The sequence below is a fragment of the Ochrobactrum quorumnocens genome (genome assembly GCF_002278035.1).
GTDB lineage: Bacteria > Pseudomonadota > Alphaproteobacteria > Rhizobiales > Rhizobiaceae > Brucella > Brucella quorumnocens.
This window is the reverse complement of record NZ_CP022603.1, coordinates 1,026,646-1,041,382: the sequence shown is the minus strand read 5'-3', so window position 1 is coordinate 1,041,382 and position 14,737 is coordinate 1,026,646. Positions and strand designations below refer to the sequence as shown.

Here is a 14,737-nt window from a genome sequence, read left to right as displayed (position 1 = left end):
GTCCTTTTTGAGTGGTAACCAATAGAGACTAACGCTATACAAGTGACTGATCAAATCGCGCAAGGAGGCACTTTTATGAAACCTGGTGACTTCAAAGAGACTAGCGCTTGCAAGGCGGTGACGGATATTCTGTCCCGCGTCGGTGATAAATGGTCAGTTCTGATCGTCAGCTATCTTGGCAATCGTCCGATGCGGTTTAATGAAATTCGCCGCACGGTTGATGGTATTTCACAGAAAATGCTGACAACCACGTTGCGTAATCTTGAGCGCGATGGATTTGTATCACGGACCATGTTTCCCACGATCCCTCCGAAGGTCGAATACGAACTGACGGAATTAGGTCAGGATCTTCTCAAACCTGTGCGTGCCTTGGGGGAGTGGGCGATTGCTAACGAGGTACAGGTCATGATGGCACGTGCTCGCTATGATGCGCGCCTATCTGGCGACGACGTTGCGCACGCGGATGCAGCGGAATAAATGAGTTAAATGATTGATCGCTGAAAAGTGGAAAGGCAGGCTTGCGCCTGCCCTTCCTGTTGCCTGAGACAGGACTTCCAAAGTGCGGGGGCAAACAGGAAGTCCATCTCGTATCGCTAGCGATTGACCATGAAAGTCGCCGAAAGTAAATCAGAAAATGCTAAAATACATGCGGGCAACGTAATAAAGCTTGCGATAGGTAAATTTTCTATAAATCACAAAGAGTTACATGACGTAAAAAAGGCGGCCAGAGGCCGCCTTTTCTAAATAGTTTTGGCTTTTAGACTTCTTAGAAATCCATGCCGCGACCCGCGCCGCTTTGCGGAGCAAGCTTTAAACCATGGGCGTGCTTTATGGATTTCTTAGAAATCCATGCCGCCCATGCCGCCCATGCCGCCAGGCATGCCAGCTGGAGCCGAATCCTTCTTAGGAAGTTCAGCAATCATGGCTTCCGTGGTGATCAGCAGGCCAGCAATTGAAGCTGCATTCTGCAGAGCGGTACGGACAACCTTAACTGGGTCAACGATGCCGAGTGCGATCAGATCGCCATATTCACCGTTTGCAGTGTTGTAGCCGAAGGTTTCCGAAGAGTTTTCGAGGATCTTGCCAACGATAACCGAAGCTTCTTCACCAGCATTGGTCGTGATCTGACGAGCAGGAGCCTGCAGAGCGCGACGAACGATGTTGATGCCAGCTTCCTGGTCGGAATTGATGCCCTTAACGGTGATTTTGACCGAAGCGCGGAGCAAAGCGGTACCGCCGCCTGCAACAATGCCTTCTTCAACCGCAGCGCGGGTTGCGTTCAGAGCATCGTCAACGCGATCCTTCTTTTCCTTAACTTCGATTTCTGTTGCACCGCCAACGCGGATAACTGCAACGCCGCCAGCAAGCTTAGCAAGACGTTCCTGCAGCTTTTCGCGGTCGTAGTCGGAAGAGGTTTCTTCGATCTGCTGCTTGATCTGGCCAACGCGTGCGTCGATTTCAGCCTTCTTGCCAGCGCCATCAACGATGGTGGTGGTTTCCTTGTTGATCGAAACCTTCTTGGCGCGGCCGAGCATGTCGAGCGTAACGCTTTCAAGCTTGATGCCGAGGTCTTCGGAGATGACCTGACCGCCGGTGAGGATCGCGATGTCTTCGAGCATTGCCTTGCGGCGATCGCCGAAGCCAGGAGCCTTAACAGCAGCAATCTTCAGGCCGCCACGCAGCTTGTTGACAACGAGGGTAGCAAGAGCTTCGCCTTCGACGTCTTCAGCAACGATGATGAGTGGCTTAGAAGTCTGAACAACAGCTTCGAGAACTGGCAGAAGAGCCTGCAGGTTCGAGAGCTTCTTTTCGTGCAGAAGGATGTATGCGTCTTCGAGATCAGCAACCATCTTGTCAGGGTTGGTGACGAAGTATGGCGAGAGGTAGCCGCGGTCGAACTGCATGCCTTCAACGACTTCGAGTTCGGTTTCCGCGGTCTTGGCTTCTTCAACCGTGATGACGCCTTCGTTGCCGACTTTCTGCATCGCTTCAGCAATCATCTTGCCGATTTCGGCTTCGCCGTTAGCGGAGATCGTGCCAACCTGAGCAACTTCTTCCGAAGTGTTGATTTTCTTTGCTTTCTTGAGCAATTCGCCAACAACTTCAGTAACTGCGAGGTCGATACCGCGCTTAAGGTCCATCGGGTTCATGCCAGCAGCAACAGCCTTGGCACCTTCCTGGACGATGGCCTGACCGAGAACGGTCGCGGTTGTCGTACCGTCGCCGGCAGTGTCGTTGGTCTTCGAAGCCACTTCGCGCAGCATCTGTGCGCCCATGTTTTCGAACTTGTCTTCCAGTTCGATTTCCTTGGCAACCGATACACCGTCTTTGGTGATGCGTGGAGCGCCGAACGACTTGTCGATAACAACGTTACGACCCTTAGGGCCGAGCGTTACCTTTACAGCGTCAGCGAGGATATCGACGCCGCGCAGCATCTTTTCGCGCGCATTGCGACCGAATTTTACTTCTTTAGCAGCCATTTTACTCTCCTGGGAATATCCCGGTCAGATTATGGTGATGAATGAATTATTTACCGGCTAGTTCGCCGGTTAAGCGAAGGTATTAGCCGACGATACCCAAAATGTCGGATTCCTTCATGATCAGCAGGTCTTCGCCGCCGATCTTGACTTCGGTGCCCGACCACTTGCCGAACAGAACCTTGTCGCCAGCCTTAACGTCCAGAGCGATCAGCTTACCAGCTTCGTCGCGGGCGCCTGTGCCAACAGCAACGATTTCGCCTTCCTGAGGCTTTTCTTTGGCGGTTTCAGGGATGATGATGCCGCCAGCAGTCTTTGCTTCCGATTCTACGCGACGCACGACAACGCGGTCGTGAAGCGGACGGAACTTAATATCAGCCATGGTATAACCCTTGGTGTTATAGACGTTGAACCCTGATGAAGCGAACCGACCGGTTCGCGCTGTTAGCACTCTAGGTGTCCGAGTGCTAACATGCCTCTGAGATAGAAGCGGGGCCATTCTTTGTCAAGGATCGTTGCCGTTTTTTGACAATTCGGAAGATAAATTTCGCTTATGGGCACGTGCACGGCGGAGCGCGCCTGTTCCTGAGATGTGGGGACTATACAGCTGAGCCACAAGGCGAACAGGAAAATAACTACCCTTGATGGGTTATGTTCAGGAAATGGCTTGGTTGGTTAACGGTGCCTGACTGAAAGACCCATCGATTTCTGATGGACACAATGCGTTCATTTGGACGCACACGATCTCAAGCCGGGTGACAGATCGGGCTGCTTCTTGTAGAGGAAACCGCAGGGCGTGTCCGACGCGCGCTCGTTAAAGCCAGTCATTTGCACAGATGTTGTACGATACGGGCTCCAGATTTCTCCGGTCATGGACCGGACAAGCATACTGAGGAAAACCATGAAGCTGCCTGAACGCCTGCCTGAACGCCTGGATGATCTGACGGATCGATATGATGCGATCTTCTGTGATGTCTGGGGTGTTCTGCACAATGGTGAGGTTGCGTTCGCTCCAGCCGTTGCCGCTTTGAAGCGAGCACGTGCCAAGGGATTGACGGTTGTTCTCGTGACCAACGCGCCGCGCCCATATCCGAGTGTGATCGCGCAAATGACACTGCTTGGTGTACCTGAAGATGCTTATGATCGTGTCGTGACATCGGGTGATGTAACGCGTGACCTCATCATCGAAGGGCCGCGGAAGGTTTTCCATATCGGCAGTGAACGTGAGACCGTCATTTATGACGGGCTTGATGTGGAACTGGTCGAGGAGTTTGAGGCCTCCGGCGTTGTGTGCACAGGTCTTTATGACGATGAAACGGAAACACCGGAAAATTACACTGAGCTGTTGCAGCGCCTGCGGTCGCGCAATCTGCCATTCATCTGTGCCAACCCGGATATCATGGTCGAACGTGGCCCGCGCCTGATCTGGTGTGCAGGCGCACTTGCGCGTGATTTTGGCCAGCTTGGCGGCCGCACACTGATCGCAGGCAAGCCGCATCGCCCGATCTATGAAGCCGCATCAAAAGCAGTCGAGGAAGTCCGTGGACATGCCGTCGACAGAAAACGCATTCTCGGCATCGGTGACGGTGTATTGACCGATGTGAAGGGCGCGGCGGACTATGGTCTGGATGTGCTCTATATTTCGGGCGGAGTCCATGCTGCTGATTATGCCGCTGACGGGAATGTTGATTTTGATAAAATGAATGCTTTTCTGCAAAAGCACGGCCATTCTCCAATCGCTTCGCTTTACGCGCTCGTCTGATATTTTCGAGAAACTGCTCCGACCATGACAAAACCTGTTTTCCAGCGTCTTTCAGGAACCGATGCATTGCCGCTTACGCTGCGTGACTGCGTGGTGGCGATCGGCAATTTTGACGGTGTCCATCGCGGCCATCAGGCCGTACTAGAGCGTGCGCTGGAACTCGCACACAGGGACGGTTTGCCTGCAGTCGTGCTGACTTTCGAACCGCATCCGCGCAGTTTCTTTAAGCCGAATGAGCCCATTGAACGCCTTACTGATGCGGTTGAGAAAGCCGAGATTCTGCGACTCATGGGATTTGATGCAGTTGTTGAACAGCCGTTTACTGCGGATTTCTCAGCGCAGTCGGCAGAAGATTTCGTACGCAATATCCTTGTCGAGCGGTTGCATGCCAATCGTGTCGTCACGGGCTATGATTTCCATTTCGGAAAGGGACGTCGGGGTACGCCTCAGTTTCTTGAGGAAGCCGGTCAATCGTCAGGGTTCAGTGTATCTCTGGTGGATGCCTTCGGTGATGAAGGTGGAAATCTCGTTTCCTCGACGCGTGTCCGTGCGCTCTTGTGCGAAGGCGAAGTCGCGGAGGCGGCGGGGCTGCTCGGCTACCGCTACCGGGTCAGCGGTGAAGTCATCCATGGCAAGAAGCTCGGGCGCACGCTGGGTTTTCCAACCGCAAACATGACCATCGACGATCATGTCAGTTTGAAGCACGGAATTTATGCCGTCCGCTTCCGCAGGGCCGACGGCATCTTGCATGATGGTGTGGCGAGCTTCGGTCGCCGCCCGACTGTCGCGAGCGATGGAAAACCACTGCTTGAAACATTTGTTTTTGATTTTTCGGGCGATCTTTATGGCGAAGTTGCCGAAGTATCTTTCTTTGGCTACTTGCGCGGCGAAGTGAAATTCGACGGACTCGACCCACTCATCGAACAGATGAAGCGCGATGAAGAAGAAGCGCGCGCTCTGCTGGCGGGCGCAAAGCCGCTTTCCGAACTTGATCGCCTCTTATCGTTTGCTGCTTGAGCCTTAGGTCGTGGTGTTGATTTAACTTACGGAGCGGTATGCGGGAAAATCGTTCAGCTTAGGAGCGAAAACGAAGGTGGAGTGCACGCAACTGAGGTATAGCGACGACAATATGGACGATTTTCACCATATCCTTTCAAGACGCGGCGGATTGTTGCCACCGAATTTGTCGAAGTTCCCTCGTGGAGGAATACTCCGCTTCGGTCACTTCTCCTCGTCAGAGGCAAAATCCGATATGCGCCGCTCAAAAGCTAAATCATCACCATGACCTAAAAGACGCCAGAAAAAGTTGTAGTAATTTCTACCTTAGATTTAAGTTTAATTTTACATATTCCGTTCAAACAGTGTTAAATGCCCGCAAAGTTTACGGGCCACTGTTTATCGGAGTTTCATGTGACGCGTATTGTCCCCCTTGCCTTTGTTACAGGCGCTGCATTGTTCGTTGGTCCTTTGTCGGTCGTTGCTGCGGATATGCAGCAAACGGACATCTATGCGGCTGAGGAAGTGAAACCCGCCCGCAAATACTTCTGGTCGGGCGACTGGTACCTCAAGGTTGGCGCTGCTGGCCTTGTTGCTCCGAAGTTCGAAGGTTCCAACAAGTATAAGTTTTCAGCGCAGCCTTTGGTTTCGCTTGGCCGTCAGGGTGAAGCAGAGCGCTTTTCTTCGCGTAACGACAACGTATCCTTTGCGGTAATCGACACGGATCGCTTCCGTGTGGGTGCAACAGGCAAGCTTTTGTTCAAACGCGATACCGATATTGATGGTATTCACGAAACCAAGTTCGGCGGTGAAGCCGGTGGCTTCGTCGATGTCTATCCGACCGACTGGCTGCGTTTCCGTGGTGAAGTGCGTCAGGGTATTCGCGCCCACAAGGGCGTTGTTGCCGACGTTGCAGCAGATGCGTTCTATGATGTGACGCCGGTGATCCGTGTTTCGGCTGGCCCACGCGCAACCTTCGCATCCAAAGACTATTTCAAAACTTATTATGGTGTAACGGCTGAGGAAGCGGTGGCATCTGGCGTCAAGGAATATCGTCCCGGCGGTGGTTGGGAATCGGTTGGTGTGGGTGGCGCCATTACCTGGAAGGCAACCGACAAAATCGATACCAGCCTGTTTGGTGAATATAGCCGTCTTCAGGGCCCGGCAAAGGACTCGAGCATTGTGAAACAGCACGGCTCGCGTGATCAGTTCATGGTTGGTATCGCTGCAACTTACCGCTTCGATTTCTCGCTCGACTGATCGAAACAAACCCAGAGTATTTCCAGTTTAAGATAAATCGTTGGAAATGCTCTATCTATTTGTTTTTCCGCATGTCTTTGTCCCAAAACCGGTTCCCACTTTTGGGAGACATGCTCTATCTGTAAGCTTTTAGAGGGCAGGGCTGCAAGTTTATTGCGCCCTGCCTCTTTATTCCTGCGAAGGTCATTGCTAAAAGCGTGACCATGATGACGGATTTTCGGCATATCATCGCGGCCATACGAATTATTGGCCCGGCCTTCCTCTAAGCCTTGATGGCATTGCGCAAAGTGCAATGCGTGGCAGGAAGGTCCGGGAACGACCGGCTGTGCCTCGCAGCCTTTTGAGTTTTCCGGCTGTATGTTGCAGCCTCCTGAACTTTCAGCATCTTCGCCCGCCATATTGCTGCGCGGGATTGACAGGCAAGTAATAAAATGACTGAGACGACTGCCAAGATCGACTATTCCAAAACTCTTAATCTGCCACAGACCGAGTTTCCAATGCGCGCGGGACTGCCTGCGCGCGAGCCTGTGTTTGTGCAGCGCTGGGAGGAAATGAACCTCTATAAAAAGCTGCGTGAAGACGCGAAGGATCGCCCGCTTTATGTGCTGCATGACGGCCCTCCTTATGCAAATGGCAACATCCATATCGGCCATGCGCTGAACAAGATCCTCAAGGATGTAATCACGCGCTCATTCCAGATGCGCGGCTTCAACTCGAATTATGTGCCGGGCTGGGATTGCCACGGCCTGCCGATCGAGTGGAAGATCGAGGAGAAATACCGCGCACAGGGCAAGAACAAGGACGAAGTTGCCATCAACGAGTTCCGCAAGGAATGCCGTGAATTTGCTGCGGGTTGGATCAAGGTCCAGTCGGAAGAGTTCAAGCGCCTCGCAATCTGCGGCGATTTTGAAAACCCATACACGACAATGAACTTCCATGCGGAAGCGCGGATCGCTGGCGAACTGTTGAAGTTTGCTGCAACTGGCCAGCTTTATCGTGGTTCAAAACCTGTCATGTGGTCGGTGGTTGAACGCACAGCCCTTGCAGAAGCCGAAGTCGAATATCACGACATCGAGTCGGATATGATCTGGGTGAAGTTCCCGGTCGCAGATGCTGGCGATCTGGTCGGCAGCTCTGTCGTTATCTGGACGACAACTCCATGGACCATTCCCGGAAACCGTGCTGTGGCCTATTCGACGCGTGTTGCATACGGTCTTTATGAAGTCACTGCCGCTGAGAATGATTTTGGCCCACGTCCCGGCGAAAAGCTTATCTTCGCTGATAAACTGGCTGACGAATGCGCCAAGAAGGCAAAGCTTGAGTTTAAGCGCCTGCGCGATGTGACGGGCGAAGAGCTTTCCAAGAATGTACTCGATCATCCGCTCAAGGGTTTCGGCGGCGGATACGAATTCGTCGTGCCATTGGTTTCTGGTGACCACGTCACCGACGATGCTGGTACCGGTTTCGTGCACACCGCCCCAAGCCACGGACGAGAAGACTTTGAAGCATGGATGGACAGCGCGCGTGAGTTGGAAGCGCGTGGCATTGATCCGAGCATTCCGTTCCCGGTTGGCGATGATGGCTATTACACCAAGGATGCGCCGGGCTTTGGTCCGGATCGCGAAGGTGGGCCTGCGCGTGTTATCGATGATAACGGCAAGAAGGGCGATGCGAATGACTCTGTCATCAAGCAGCTCATTGCAACTGACAAGCTGTTCGCACGTGGCCGTCTGAAGCATTCTTATCCGCATTCATGGCGCTCGAAGAAGCCGGTTATCTTCCGCAACACGCCGCAGTGGTTTGTCTATATGGACAAGAATCTCGGCGATGGCACCACGCTGCGTTCGCGCTCGCTGAAAGCGATTGAAGATACGCGTTTCGTGCCTGCTGCCGGTCAGAATCGTCTTCGTGCCATGATCGAAGGTCGCCCGGATTGGGTTCTTTCGCGTCAGCGCGCATGGGGTGTGCCAATCTGCGTCTTCGCTGATGAGGAAGGCAATATCCTTCAAGACGATGCCGTGAACAAGCGCATCCTTGAAGCTTTCGAGGCAGAAGGTGCCGATGCATGGTTTGCGGAAGGTGCGCGTGAGCGTTTCCTCGGCAGCCGTGCCAATGAAAACTGGACACAGGTTCGCGACATTCTCGACGTCTGGTTCGATTCTGGCTCGACACATACCTTCACGCTTGAAGACCGCCCGGACATGAAGTGGCCGGCGGATGTTTATCTCGAAGGCTCAGATCAGCATCGCGGCTGGTTCCATTCATCACTGCTTGAAAGCTGTGGAACGCGTGGTCGCGCGCCTTACAATGCCGTCGTCACCCATGGTTTCACCATGGATGAGAACGGCAAAAAGATGTCGAAGTCGTTGGGCAATACGGTCACGCCACAGGACGTCATTAAGGATTCGGGTGCGGATATTCTTCGCCTCTGGGTGATGACGACCGATTACTGGGAAGATCAGCGCCTCGGCAAGAGCATCATCCAGACCAATATCGATGCGTATCGCAAGCTACGTAACACCATTCGCTGGATGCTGGGCACGCTCGCCCATGATGAAGGCGAGAATGTTCCGCACGCAGAGCTGCCGGAACTCGAACGTCTGATGCTGCATCGTCTGGCGGAGCTCGATGAAGTCGTGCGTTCAGGTTATGACGCGTTTGATTTCAAGCGTATTGCACGTGCGCTGATCGATTTCATGAATGTCGAACTTTCGGCCTTCTATTTCGATATCCGCAAGGATGCGCTTTATTGCGATGCACCATCCAGCGTTCGCCGCAAGGCTGCTCTTCAGACCGTTCGCGAGATTTTTGACCGCGTAACCACCTGGCTCGCTCCGATGCTGCCTTTTACCATGGAAGAAGCCTGGTTGGATCGCTATCCGCAATCTGTTTCGGTGCATCTGGAACAGTTTCGCAAGACGCCCGCCGAATGGCGCGATGATGTGCTGGCCGAAAAGTGGCGCAAGGTTCGCAATGTTCGTCGTGTTGTTACGGGGGCTTTGGAACTGGAACGCGCGGATAAGCGCATCGGTTCTTCTCTGGAGGCGGCTCCAGTTGTCTATATCGCTGACAAGAGCCTGGTCGATTCGCTTGAAGGATTGGATTTCGCTGAAATCTGCATCACCAGTGGTATTGGTGTGACTGATGCCGAAGCACCTGCTGATGCCTTCACGCTGGATGACGTGAAGGGTGTTGCAGTTGTTCCTGTTCGTGCGGAAGGCGGCAAGTGCGCGCGTTCGTGGCGGTATACCACGGATGTCGGTTCTGACCCGGAATTCCCGGAGGTCTCGGCCCGCGATGCGGCAGCCCTTCACGAATTGAAGGCTCTCGGCAGACTTTCGGCATAAAATCAGAGGCCCGGTTGTGGCATGCATCCGGGCTTTTCGCTTCAGGGCTTGCCTTGTAAAGTGAGGACATGGTGAAATAGCGGTTAATATCGCGATTGCCCGTAGAGATGCTCTCATGTACAAGGCTCTCCTTGAGATAAACTTGCAATCTGCCTTGGAGTTGCCGGTTTCTTGCGGCAAGGGTTTAAAAGAAGCCTTTGACGAAGAGAAAATCGACAGGCGTAAAAGAAGTGGCGCTAATGAAGATTGAAGGACGAGTTCTGGTATTGATGACGGCAGTCGCGGGCCTCGCGCTGTCCGGTTGTGTGTCGTCGCCGACCTACGGAACCGACAAAACTGCGAGTGCGCAGCTTCTCGACGACGTGTCGAACATGGCAAGCTTTGGTCAAGGCAAGAAAAAAGACCGTATTGATTACAAGCCGCGTCCTGATCTTGTGCGTCCTGGACAGGGCGACAAGGGCGCGTTGCCTGCTCCACAGGAAAGCCTTGCAAGTGCTGGCGATCCATCATGGCCAGAATCACCCGAACAGCGCCGCAAGCGTTTGCGCGATGAAATTACTGCAAACCGCGACAATCCAAACTTCGTTTCGCCTGTTGAGCAGGACGTGCCTGTTGCAAGCAACGTTCGGGCTTCATTGCCAAGCGGTGCCAGCCGTCGCGAAGATTATGAATCGCGCACGCCAACCTTTGATCCAGCCAAGGTTGCTGAGTTGAAAAAGCAGCGTGCAGAGCAGACACAAGGCACATCGACCAATCGCCGCTATCTGAGCGAACCGCCACTTGGTTATCGTCAGCCAGCATCAACAGCAGCTGTTGGTGATATGGGTCAGGATGAGGCGCAGAAAGAACGCGAGCGCAAGAAAGCAGCTGGCGGCGGCGGCAAAAGCTGGCGCGATCTGCTGCCTTGGAACTAGCCTTTATAGTATAGATTTTCAGAATTATGGAAGCCGGAAGAAAAAATCTTCCGGCTTTTTCTTTATATCAGTATGATTTCTTCATCATAAAAAAGATGCCATTTTGCGTGAATCAATCTCTAATATTAAATATTTTTAATGTTGGTTATTCTGAACAATATTTGATTTCAATCAACGAAAACATTCTGGCAGAGCGTATCCTGCAGCTTTTCGGGATGTAAGGTATAGTAATGCACAAAACAAACTCATTTTGGGATGGCCCCGATGGCTACGGCGTCATCAGTCGTATGCTCCATTGGTTGATGGCCGCGCTTTTTCTGTGGCAGTTCATCTCTGCTATCCTGCGCATTTTCATCAAAGAGACGCCGCTTTATAATTTCTTTTGGTCAGCGCACTTCACAATTGGCTTCTCTTTGTTGGTACTCGTTCTGCTGCGCGGCATTTGGGGACTGCTAAACCTTTTCAGCCGACCGCATAAGCCCGGTGTGATGGGGAAGCTCGCAGGCTTCGGTCACTTGGTAATCTATGCGCTTATGTTTGCAGTGCCTGCGCTTGCGTTGCTTCGGAGCTATGGCAACGGCCGTGGCTTTTCCGTCTTCGGTATCCAACTATTCGAACAGACAGGCGTGCAGAATGCGGCGCTAACAGCGCCCGGCAACGCGCTTCACGGCCTTCTTGGCTGGGTGTTGCTGGCCGCTATCGTCGGACATGTGCTGATGGCGCTGATCCATCATTTTGCACTGCGTGATAACACTTTGCGCCACATGACGAGGCATAGGGTAATTCATTAAGCCATGATCTATCGCTTATCGCGAAAAAAATCCCGGAGGATTTTCTGGGATTTTTCTTCGGAGAAACCCGCATAAATTTCTGGAACGTGATGGCATGTGGGTTGTGTGTAGAAGCGTGGCCCATATTCCACAGCCCCTCCCTTGGGATCAGCAGCGCCATAATAAAGACGCCGGATGCGAGCAAAAGAGATAGCGGCTGCACACATTGCACAGGGTTCAAGCGTCACATAGAGATCGCAGTCGAGCAAGCGTTCGGACTTAAGTGCTTCTCCTGCCTGACGAATTACAAGTACTTCCGCATGCGCCGTGACGTCGTTCAATTCGCGCGTACGGTTGCCTGCCCGGGCAATAATCTTGCCTTCATGCACGATGACCGCACCAATGGGCACCTCGCCGCGGAGGGCTGCAGATTTCGCCTCTTCAAGCGCAATCTCCATCGGTGTTGCCACTTTTGGTGCCGAAATGTCTGCAACCTTTTTCAATCCAACCTCATTTCGTGCGCTGGACAGGGAAATTTCGCTCGCAAGCCATTGAGCGATTTGTTACTGCATAAGTCACGAAATCAAAACCGATTTGTAAACGGATTTATACAGCGTTCTTGACCGGACGGTTCTTCGCCAACCCCGAAGGTGCGAAAGACGACACGGCGGCGCTGCTGAAAGGCCAACACCAGATGAGCACTGAAGACGATAACAAGGGCGGTCGACGCCCCCCGCATGGACGTGGTGAAGGTCGGGGCGATCGCCCCGACAGCACTCGCGGTGAACGCGGCGAGCGAGGTTCAGGACCACGTGAGGCTGGCTCACGTATTGACCGTCCACGCGACGACAGACCTCGCCGTGACGATGATCGCGGTGGTCCGCGCAAGTTTGGATCGCGCGAAACCCAAGAAGGTGAAGATACCAGCGAGCGCATTGCCAAGCGTCTCGCACGCGCAGGCATTGCGTCGCGTCGCGAAGCCGAGACCATGATTGCGGCTGGCCGGATCTCGGTTAACGGCAAGGTGCTTGAAAGCCCCGCGGTGAACGTGAAGCGCACCGACGTTATCACGGTTGATGGCAAGCAGTTGAAGCAGGCAGAACGCACACGTCTTTGGCTCTATAACAAGCCTGCAGGTCTTGTGACGACCAATCGTGATCCGGAAGGGCGTCCGACTGTTTTTGAAGCGTTGCCTGCGGAAATGCCGCGCGTACTTTCGGTTGGTCGTCTCGACATCAATACCGAAGGTCTGCTTCTGCTCACAAATGATGGTGGTCTGTCGCGCGTTCTGGAATTGCCTTCCACCGGCTGGCTGCGACGCTATCGCGTTCGGGCCCACGGCAAGGTCACACAGGCACAGCTTGATGAGTTGAAGAACGGCATTGCCGTCGAAGGCATTTTCTACGGCAGCATCGAAGCAACGCTTGAGCGTGAACAGGGTGCCAATGTCTGGATTTCAATCGGTCTGCGCGAAGGCAAGAACCGCGAAGTCAAGAACATCCTTGGCGCGCTTGGTCTGACGGTTGGTCGTCTGATCCGCGTGTCGTTTGGACCTTTCCAGCTCGGCGATCTTGAAGAAGGTGCGGTTCGTGAAATTCGTGGACGTATTCTGCGCGATCAGCTTGGTGAAAAACTCGTTGAGGAATCAGGTGCGGATTTCGACGCGCCAGTTCTGAACGAATTCTCTAATACCGTCGTGCAAGGTCGCACGCGTCGCGAAATGGAACAGAAGGAGCCAGAAGGCGAATATCGTCGCCAGCCGCGCGAGCGCGAATGGATTTCCAGCCAGCCAGAGCGTCGCAAGCGCGAAGAAAAGAAAGAAGACAAGGTAGAGCCGCGTCGCCGTGGCAATAGCAATGTCTGGATGGCACCGGGCGCACGCCCGCAGGGTGAAAAAGCTGCAGCCCAAAAAGCTGCCCGCGCTGAGAGCCGTGGCGCACGTGCAAGCCGCTCCGATGGTGATTTGCAGTCGCGTCCGCGTCGTTCTGCTGATGGCGATCAGCGTCGTGAAGCCGGCCGTGATGACCGTCCCCGCCGTTCAGAAGGGCGTTTTGATAAACAGGGTTCCCATTCTGGAAATCGTCCTGAGGGACGCTCAGATAACCGTTCAGGACCTCGCGCTCCTCGTGCGGAAGGAGACTTTCAGTCTCGCCCACGTCGTTTCGGAGATGGCGATCAGCGTCGCGAAGAAGGTCGTGATGATCGTCCGCGCCGTTTTGAAGGCCGTTCGGAAGGCAGACCAGAAGCCCGTGCTCCACGTCCTGAAGGTCGCGATGATCGTAAACAAGAGCGTCGTCCGGGCAAGCGCGAACGCGCCGAACTGAAGAACGAAGGCGGCGAAAGATCATCGGGCGGTTATGAAGGCCGTAGCTTCGGCAAGCCTTCGGGTCCGCGCAGCGAAGGTCGTTTCGGTGGTGGTAATGCCGATCGTGGTCCACGCAGCAGCGGTCCACGTTCCGGTGGTGGTGAAGGTCGCGGCCCGTCGAAGGGTCCAGGCGGCTTTGGCAAGGGTTCGGATCGTGGCGGTTCGGGCGGCAAGCCAGGCAATGGTAGATCTGGTGATGGAAAGCCACGCGGCGGCAAGCCAGGGGGCGGCGGTGCGGATCGTCGGCGGTAAATTCCGCGGGCGCGCGCTCGTCACACCGACCACAAATTCCATTCGTCCGACCACAGATCGGACGCGGGAAAGCCTATTTAATATTCTCGCACACAGCTTCCCGGACAAGGTTGAAGGCGGGCGTGTTCTGGACCTCTTTGCAGGTACCGGCGCGCTCGGTCTTGAAGCACTTTCTCGCGGTGCTCGCTATGCTGTTTTTGTCGAAGAATCAGCGGAAGGGCGTGGCATCCTCCGCCAGAACATCGAGGCCTTTGGTCTGCAGGGACTGACCAAAGTTCTGCGCCGCGATGCTTGCAAGCTTGGCGAAGCAGGAACGATGGAACCGTTCGATCTGATTTTTGCTGATCCGCCCTACGGTCGTCGCATGGGCGAAAAGGCACTTTTATCAGCACTTGAAGGCAGTTGGCTTAATCCTGACGCACTTCTCGTGCTTGAAGAAGATGCGGAAGCATCGCTGGAACTGGATGAACGATTCGTCGTTCGTGAAGAGCGGAATTATGGTGGCACCATCATTCGGCTGATACAGTTGAAGCGGACTGAAGATTTATCCGAAACCGGATCTCCGGTTTCGGTAGCACAGTGAATTTTGAATAT

At 53.9% G+C, this 14,737-nt stretch carries 14 protein-coding genes; 10 read left to right on the top strand and 4 right to left on the bottom strand.

Annotated features, from left to right (window positions below; translation table 11 throughout):
• Window positions 1-75 precede the first annotated feature (75 nt).
• Entirely contained in the window at window positions 76-477 is a 402-nt protein-coding gene (locus CES85_RS04905) for a winged helix-turn-helix transcriptional regulator (protein ID WP_095444885.1), read from the top strand.
• Between the two features lie 362 nt (window positions 478-839).
• On the opposite strand, the gene groL is transcribed toward CES85_RS04905, so the two are convergent.
• Window positions 840-2,480, bottom strand: a complete 1,641-nt coding sequence (gene groL, locus CES85_RS04900) for a chaperonin GroEL (protein WP_095444884.1) — start codon at window positions 2,478-2,480, stop codon at window positions 840-842.
• 82 nt (window positions 2,481-2,562) lie between these two features.
• On the bottom strand, window positions 2,563-2,859 hold the full coding sequence (groES, locus tag CES85_RS04895) for a co-chaperone GroES (RefSeq protein ID WP_095444883.1): 297 nt from the start codon (window positions 2,857-2,859) through the stop codon (window positions 2,563-2,565).
• A 519-nt stretch (window positions 2,860-3,378) separates the two neighbouring features.
• On the opposite strand from groES, the gene CES85_RS04890 reads away from it, so the two are divergent.
• From CES85_RS04890 to CES85_RS04880, 3 genes are all read left to right on the top strand, one after another.
• A complete protein-coding gene (locus CES85_RS04890) occupies window positions 3,379-4,239 on the top strand; it encodes a TIGR01459 family HAD-type hydrolase (RefSeq protein ID WP_095444882.1) in 861 nt (286 codons plus the stop codon).
• Window positions 4,240-4,263: 24 nt separating this feature from the next.
• Window positions 4,264-5,256 carry a bifunctional riboflavin kinase/FAD synthetase gene (locus CES85_RS04885; RefSeq protein ID WP_095444881.1) on the top strand — a complete coding sequence of 331 codons (993 nt, stop codon included), beginning with the start codon at window positions 4,264-4,266 and terminating at the stop codon, window positions 5,254-5,256.
• A gap of 393 nt (window positions 5,257-5,649) precedes the next feature.
• On the top strand, window positions 5,650-6,495 hold the full coding sequence (locus CES85_RS04880) for a MipA/OmpV family protein (RefSeq protein ID WP_244923149.1): 846 nt from the start codon (window positions 5,650-5,652) through the stop codon (window positions 6,493-6,495).
• On the opposite strand, the gene CES85_RS04875 is transcribed toward CES85_RS04880, so the two are convergent.
• Complete coding sequence (locus CES85_RS04875) at window positions 6,468-6,893, bottom strand: hypothetical protein (protein WP_095444879.1); 426 nt, start codon at window positions 6,891-6,893, stop codon at window positions 6,468-6,470. The two genes, CES85_RS04880 and CES85_RS04875, sit on opposite strands and share 28 nt — an antisense overlap.
• Before the next feature lie 33 nt (window positions 6,894-6,926).
• On the opposite strand from CES85_RS04875, the gene ileS reads away from it, so the two are divergent.
• The 4 genes from ileS to CES85_RS04855 all read left to right on the top strand — a co-directional run bounded on the left by ileS (window position 6,927) and on the right by CES85_RS04855 (window position 11,547).
• The gene (gene ileS, locus CES85_RS04870; RefSeq protein ID WP_095444878.1) at window positions 6,927-9,842 is read left to right on the top strand and encodes an isoleucine--tRNA ligase; all 2,916 of its coding nucleotides are present in this window, start codon (window positions 6,927-6,929) and stop codon (window positions 9,840-9,842) included.
• A gap of 115 nt (window positions 9,843-9,957) precedes the next feature.
• Window positions 9,958-10,092: a hypothetical protein gene (locus CES85_RS28075; protein WP_264232183.1), complete on the top strand. Its 135-nt coding sequence runs from the start codon at window positions 9,958-9,960 to the stop codon at window positions 10,090-10,092.
• Entirely contained in the window at window positions 10,082-10,756 is a 675-nt protein-coding gene (locus CES85_RS04865) for a hypothetical protein (protein ID WP_095444877.1), read from the top strand. Before CES85_RS28075 ends, CES85_RS04865 begins: the two co-directional genes overlap by 11 nt.
• A 230-nt stretch (window positions 10,757-10,986) precedes the next feature.
• The gene (locus CES85_RS04855; protein ID WP_095444875.1) at window positions 10,987-11,547 is read left to right on the top strand and encodes a cytochrome b; all 561 of its coding nucleotides are present in this window, start codon (window positions 10,987-10,989) and stop codon (window positions 11,545-11,547) included.
• 8 nt (window positions 11,548-11,555) lie between these two features.
• Here CES85_RS04855 and CES85_RS04850 read toward each other — a convergent pair whose 3' ends face one another.
• Window positions 11,556-11,984, bottom strand: a complete 429-nt coding sequence (locus tag CES85_RS04850; protein WP_404903508.1) for a nucleoside deaminase — start codon at window positions 11,982-11,984, stop codon at window positions 11,556-11,558.
• Window positions 11,985-12,220: 236 nt separating this feature from the next.
• On the opposite strand from CES85_RS04850, the gene CES85_RS04845 reads away from it, so the two are divergent.
• Window positions 12,221-14,143, top strand: a complete 1,923-nt coding sequence (locus CES85_RS04845; protein ID WP_095445709.1) for a pseudouridine synthase — start codon at window positions 12,221-12,223, stop codon at window positions 14,141-14,143.
• Complete coding sequence (rsmD, locus tag CES85_RS04840; protein WP_244923148.1) at window positions 14,124-14,726, top strand: 16S rRNA (guanine(966)-N(2))-methyltransferase RsmD; 603 nt, start codon at window positions 14,124-14,126, stop codon at window positions 14,724-14,726. The genes CES85_RS04845 and rsmD overlap by 20 nt, the downstream gene beginning before the upstream one ends.
• Window positions 14,727-14,737 lie beyond the last annotated feature (11 nt).

What these genes read in the sequence shown, in the direction of transcription:
- groES (WP_095444883.1), bottom strand. Translation starts at nt 2,859, where the DNA reads ATGGCTGATATTAAGTTCCGTCCGCTTCACGACCGCGTTGTCGTGCGT.
- CES85_RS04875 (WP_095444879.1), bottom strand. Translation starts at nt 6,893, where the DNA reads ATGGCGGGCGAAGATGCTGAAAGTTCAGGAGGCTGCAACATACAGCCG.
- CES85_RS04845 (WP_095445709.1), top strand. Translation starts at nt 12,221, where the DNA reads ATGAGCACTGAAGACGATAACAAGGGCGGTCGACGCCCCCCGCATGGA.
- CES85_RS04905 (WP_095444885.1), top strand. Translation starts at nt 76, where the DNA reads ATGAAACCTGGTGACTTCAAAGAGACTAGCGCTTGCAAGGCGGTGACG.
- CES85_RS28075 (WP_264232183.1), top strand. Translation starts at nt 9,958, where the DNA reads ATGTACAAGGCTCTCCTTGAGATAAACTTGCAATCTGCCTTGGAGTTG.
- CES85_RS04855 (WP_095444875.1), top strand. Translation starts at nt 10,987, where the DNA reads ATGCACAAAACAAACTCATTTTGGGATGGCCCCGATGGCTACGGCGTC.
- CES85_RS04885 (WP_095444881.1), top strand. Translation starts at nt 4,264, where the DNA reads ATGACAAAACCTGTTTTCCAGCGTCTTTCAGGAACCGATGCATTGCCG.
- CES85_RS04850 (WP_404903508.1), bottom strand. Translation starts at nt 11,984, where the DNA reads ATGGAGATTGCGCTTGAAGAGGCGAAATCTGCAGCCCTCCGCGGCGAG.
- CES85_RS04865 (WP_095444877.1), top strand. Translation starts at nt 10,082, where the DNA reads ATGAAGATTGAAGGACGAGTTCTGGTATTGATGACGGCAGTCGCGGGC.
- CES85_RS04890 (WP_095444882.1), top strand. Translation starts at nt 3,379, where the DNA reads ATGAAGCTGCCTGAACGCCTGCCTGAACGCCTGGATGATCTGACGGAT.
- groL (WP_095444884.1), bottom strand. Translation starts at nt 2,480, where the DNA reads ATGGCTGCTAAAGAAGTAAAATTCGGTCGCAATGCGCGCGAAAAGATG.
- ileS (WP_095444878.1), top strand. Translation starts at nt 6,927, where the DNA reads ATGACTGAGACGACTGCCAAGATCGACTATTCCAAAACTCTTAATCTG.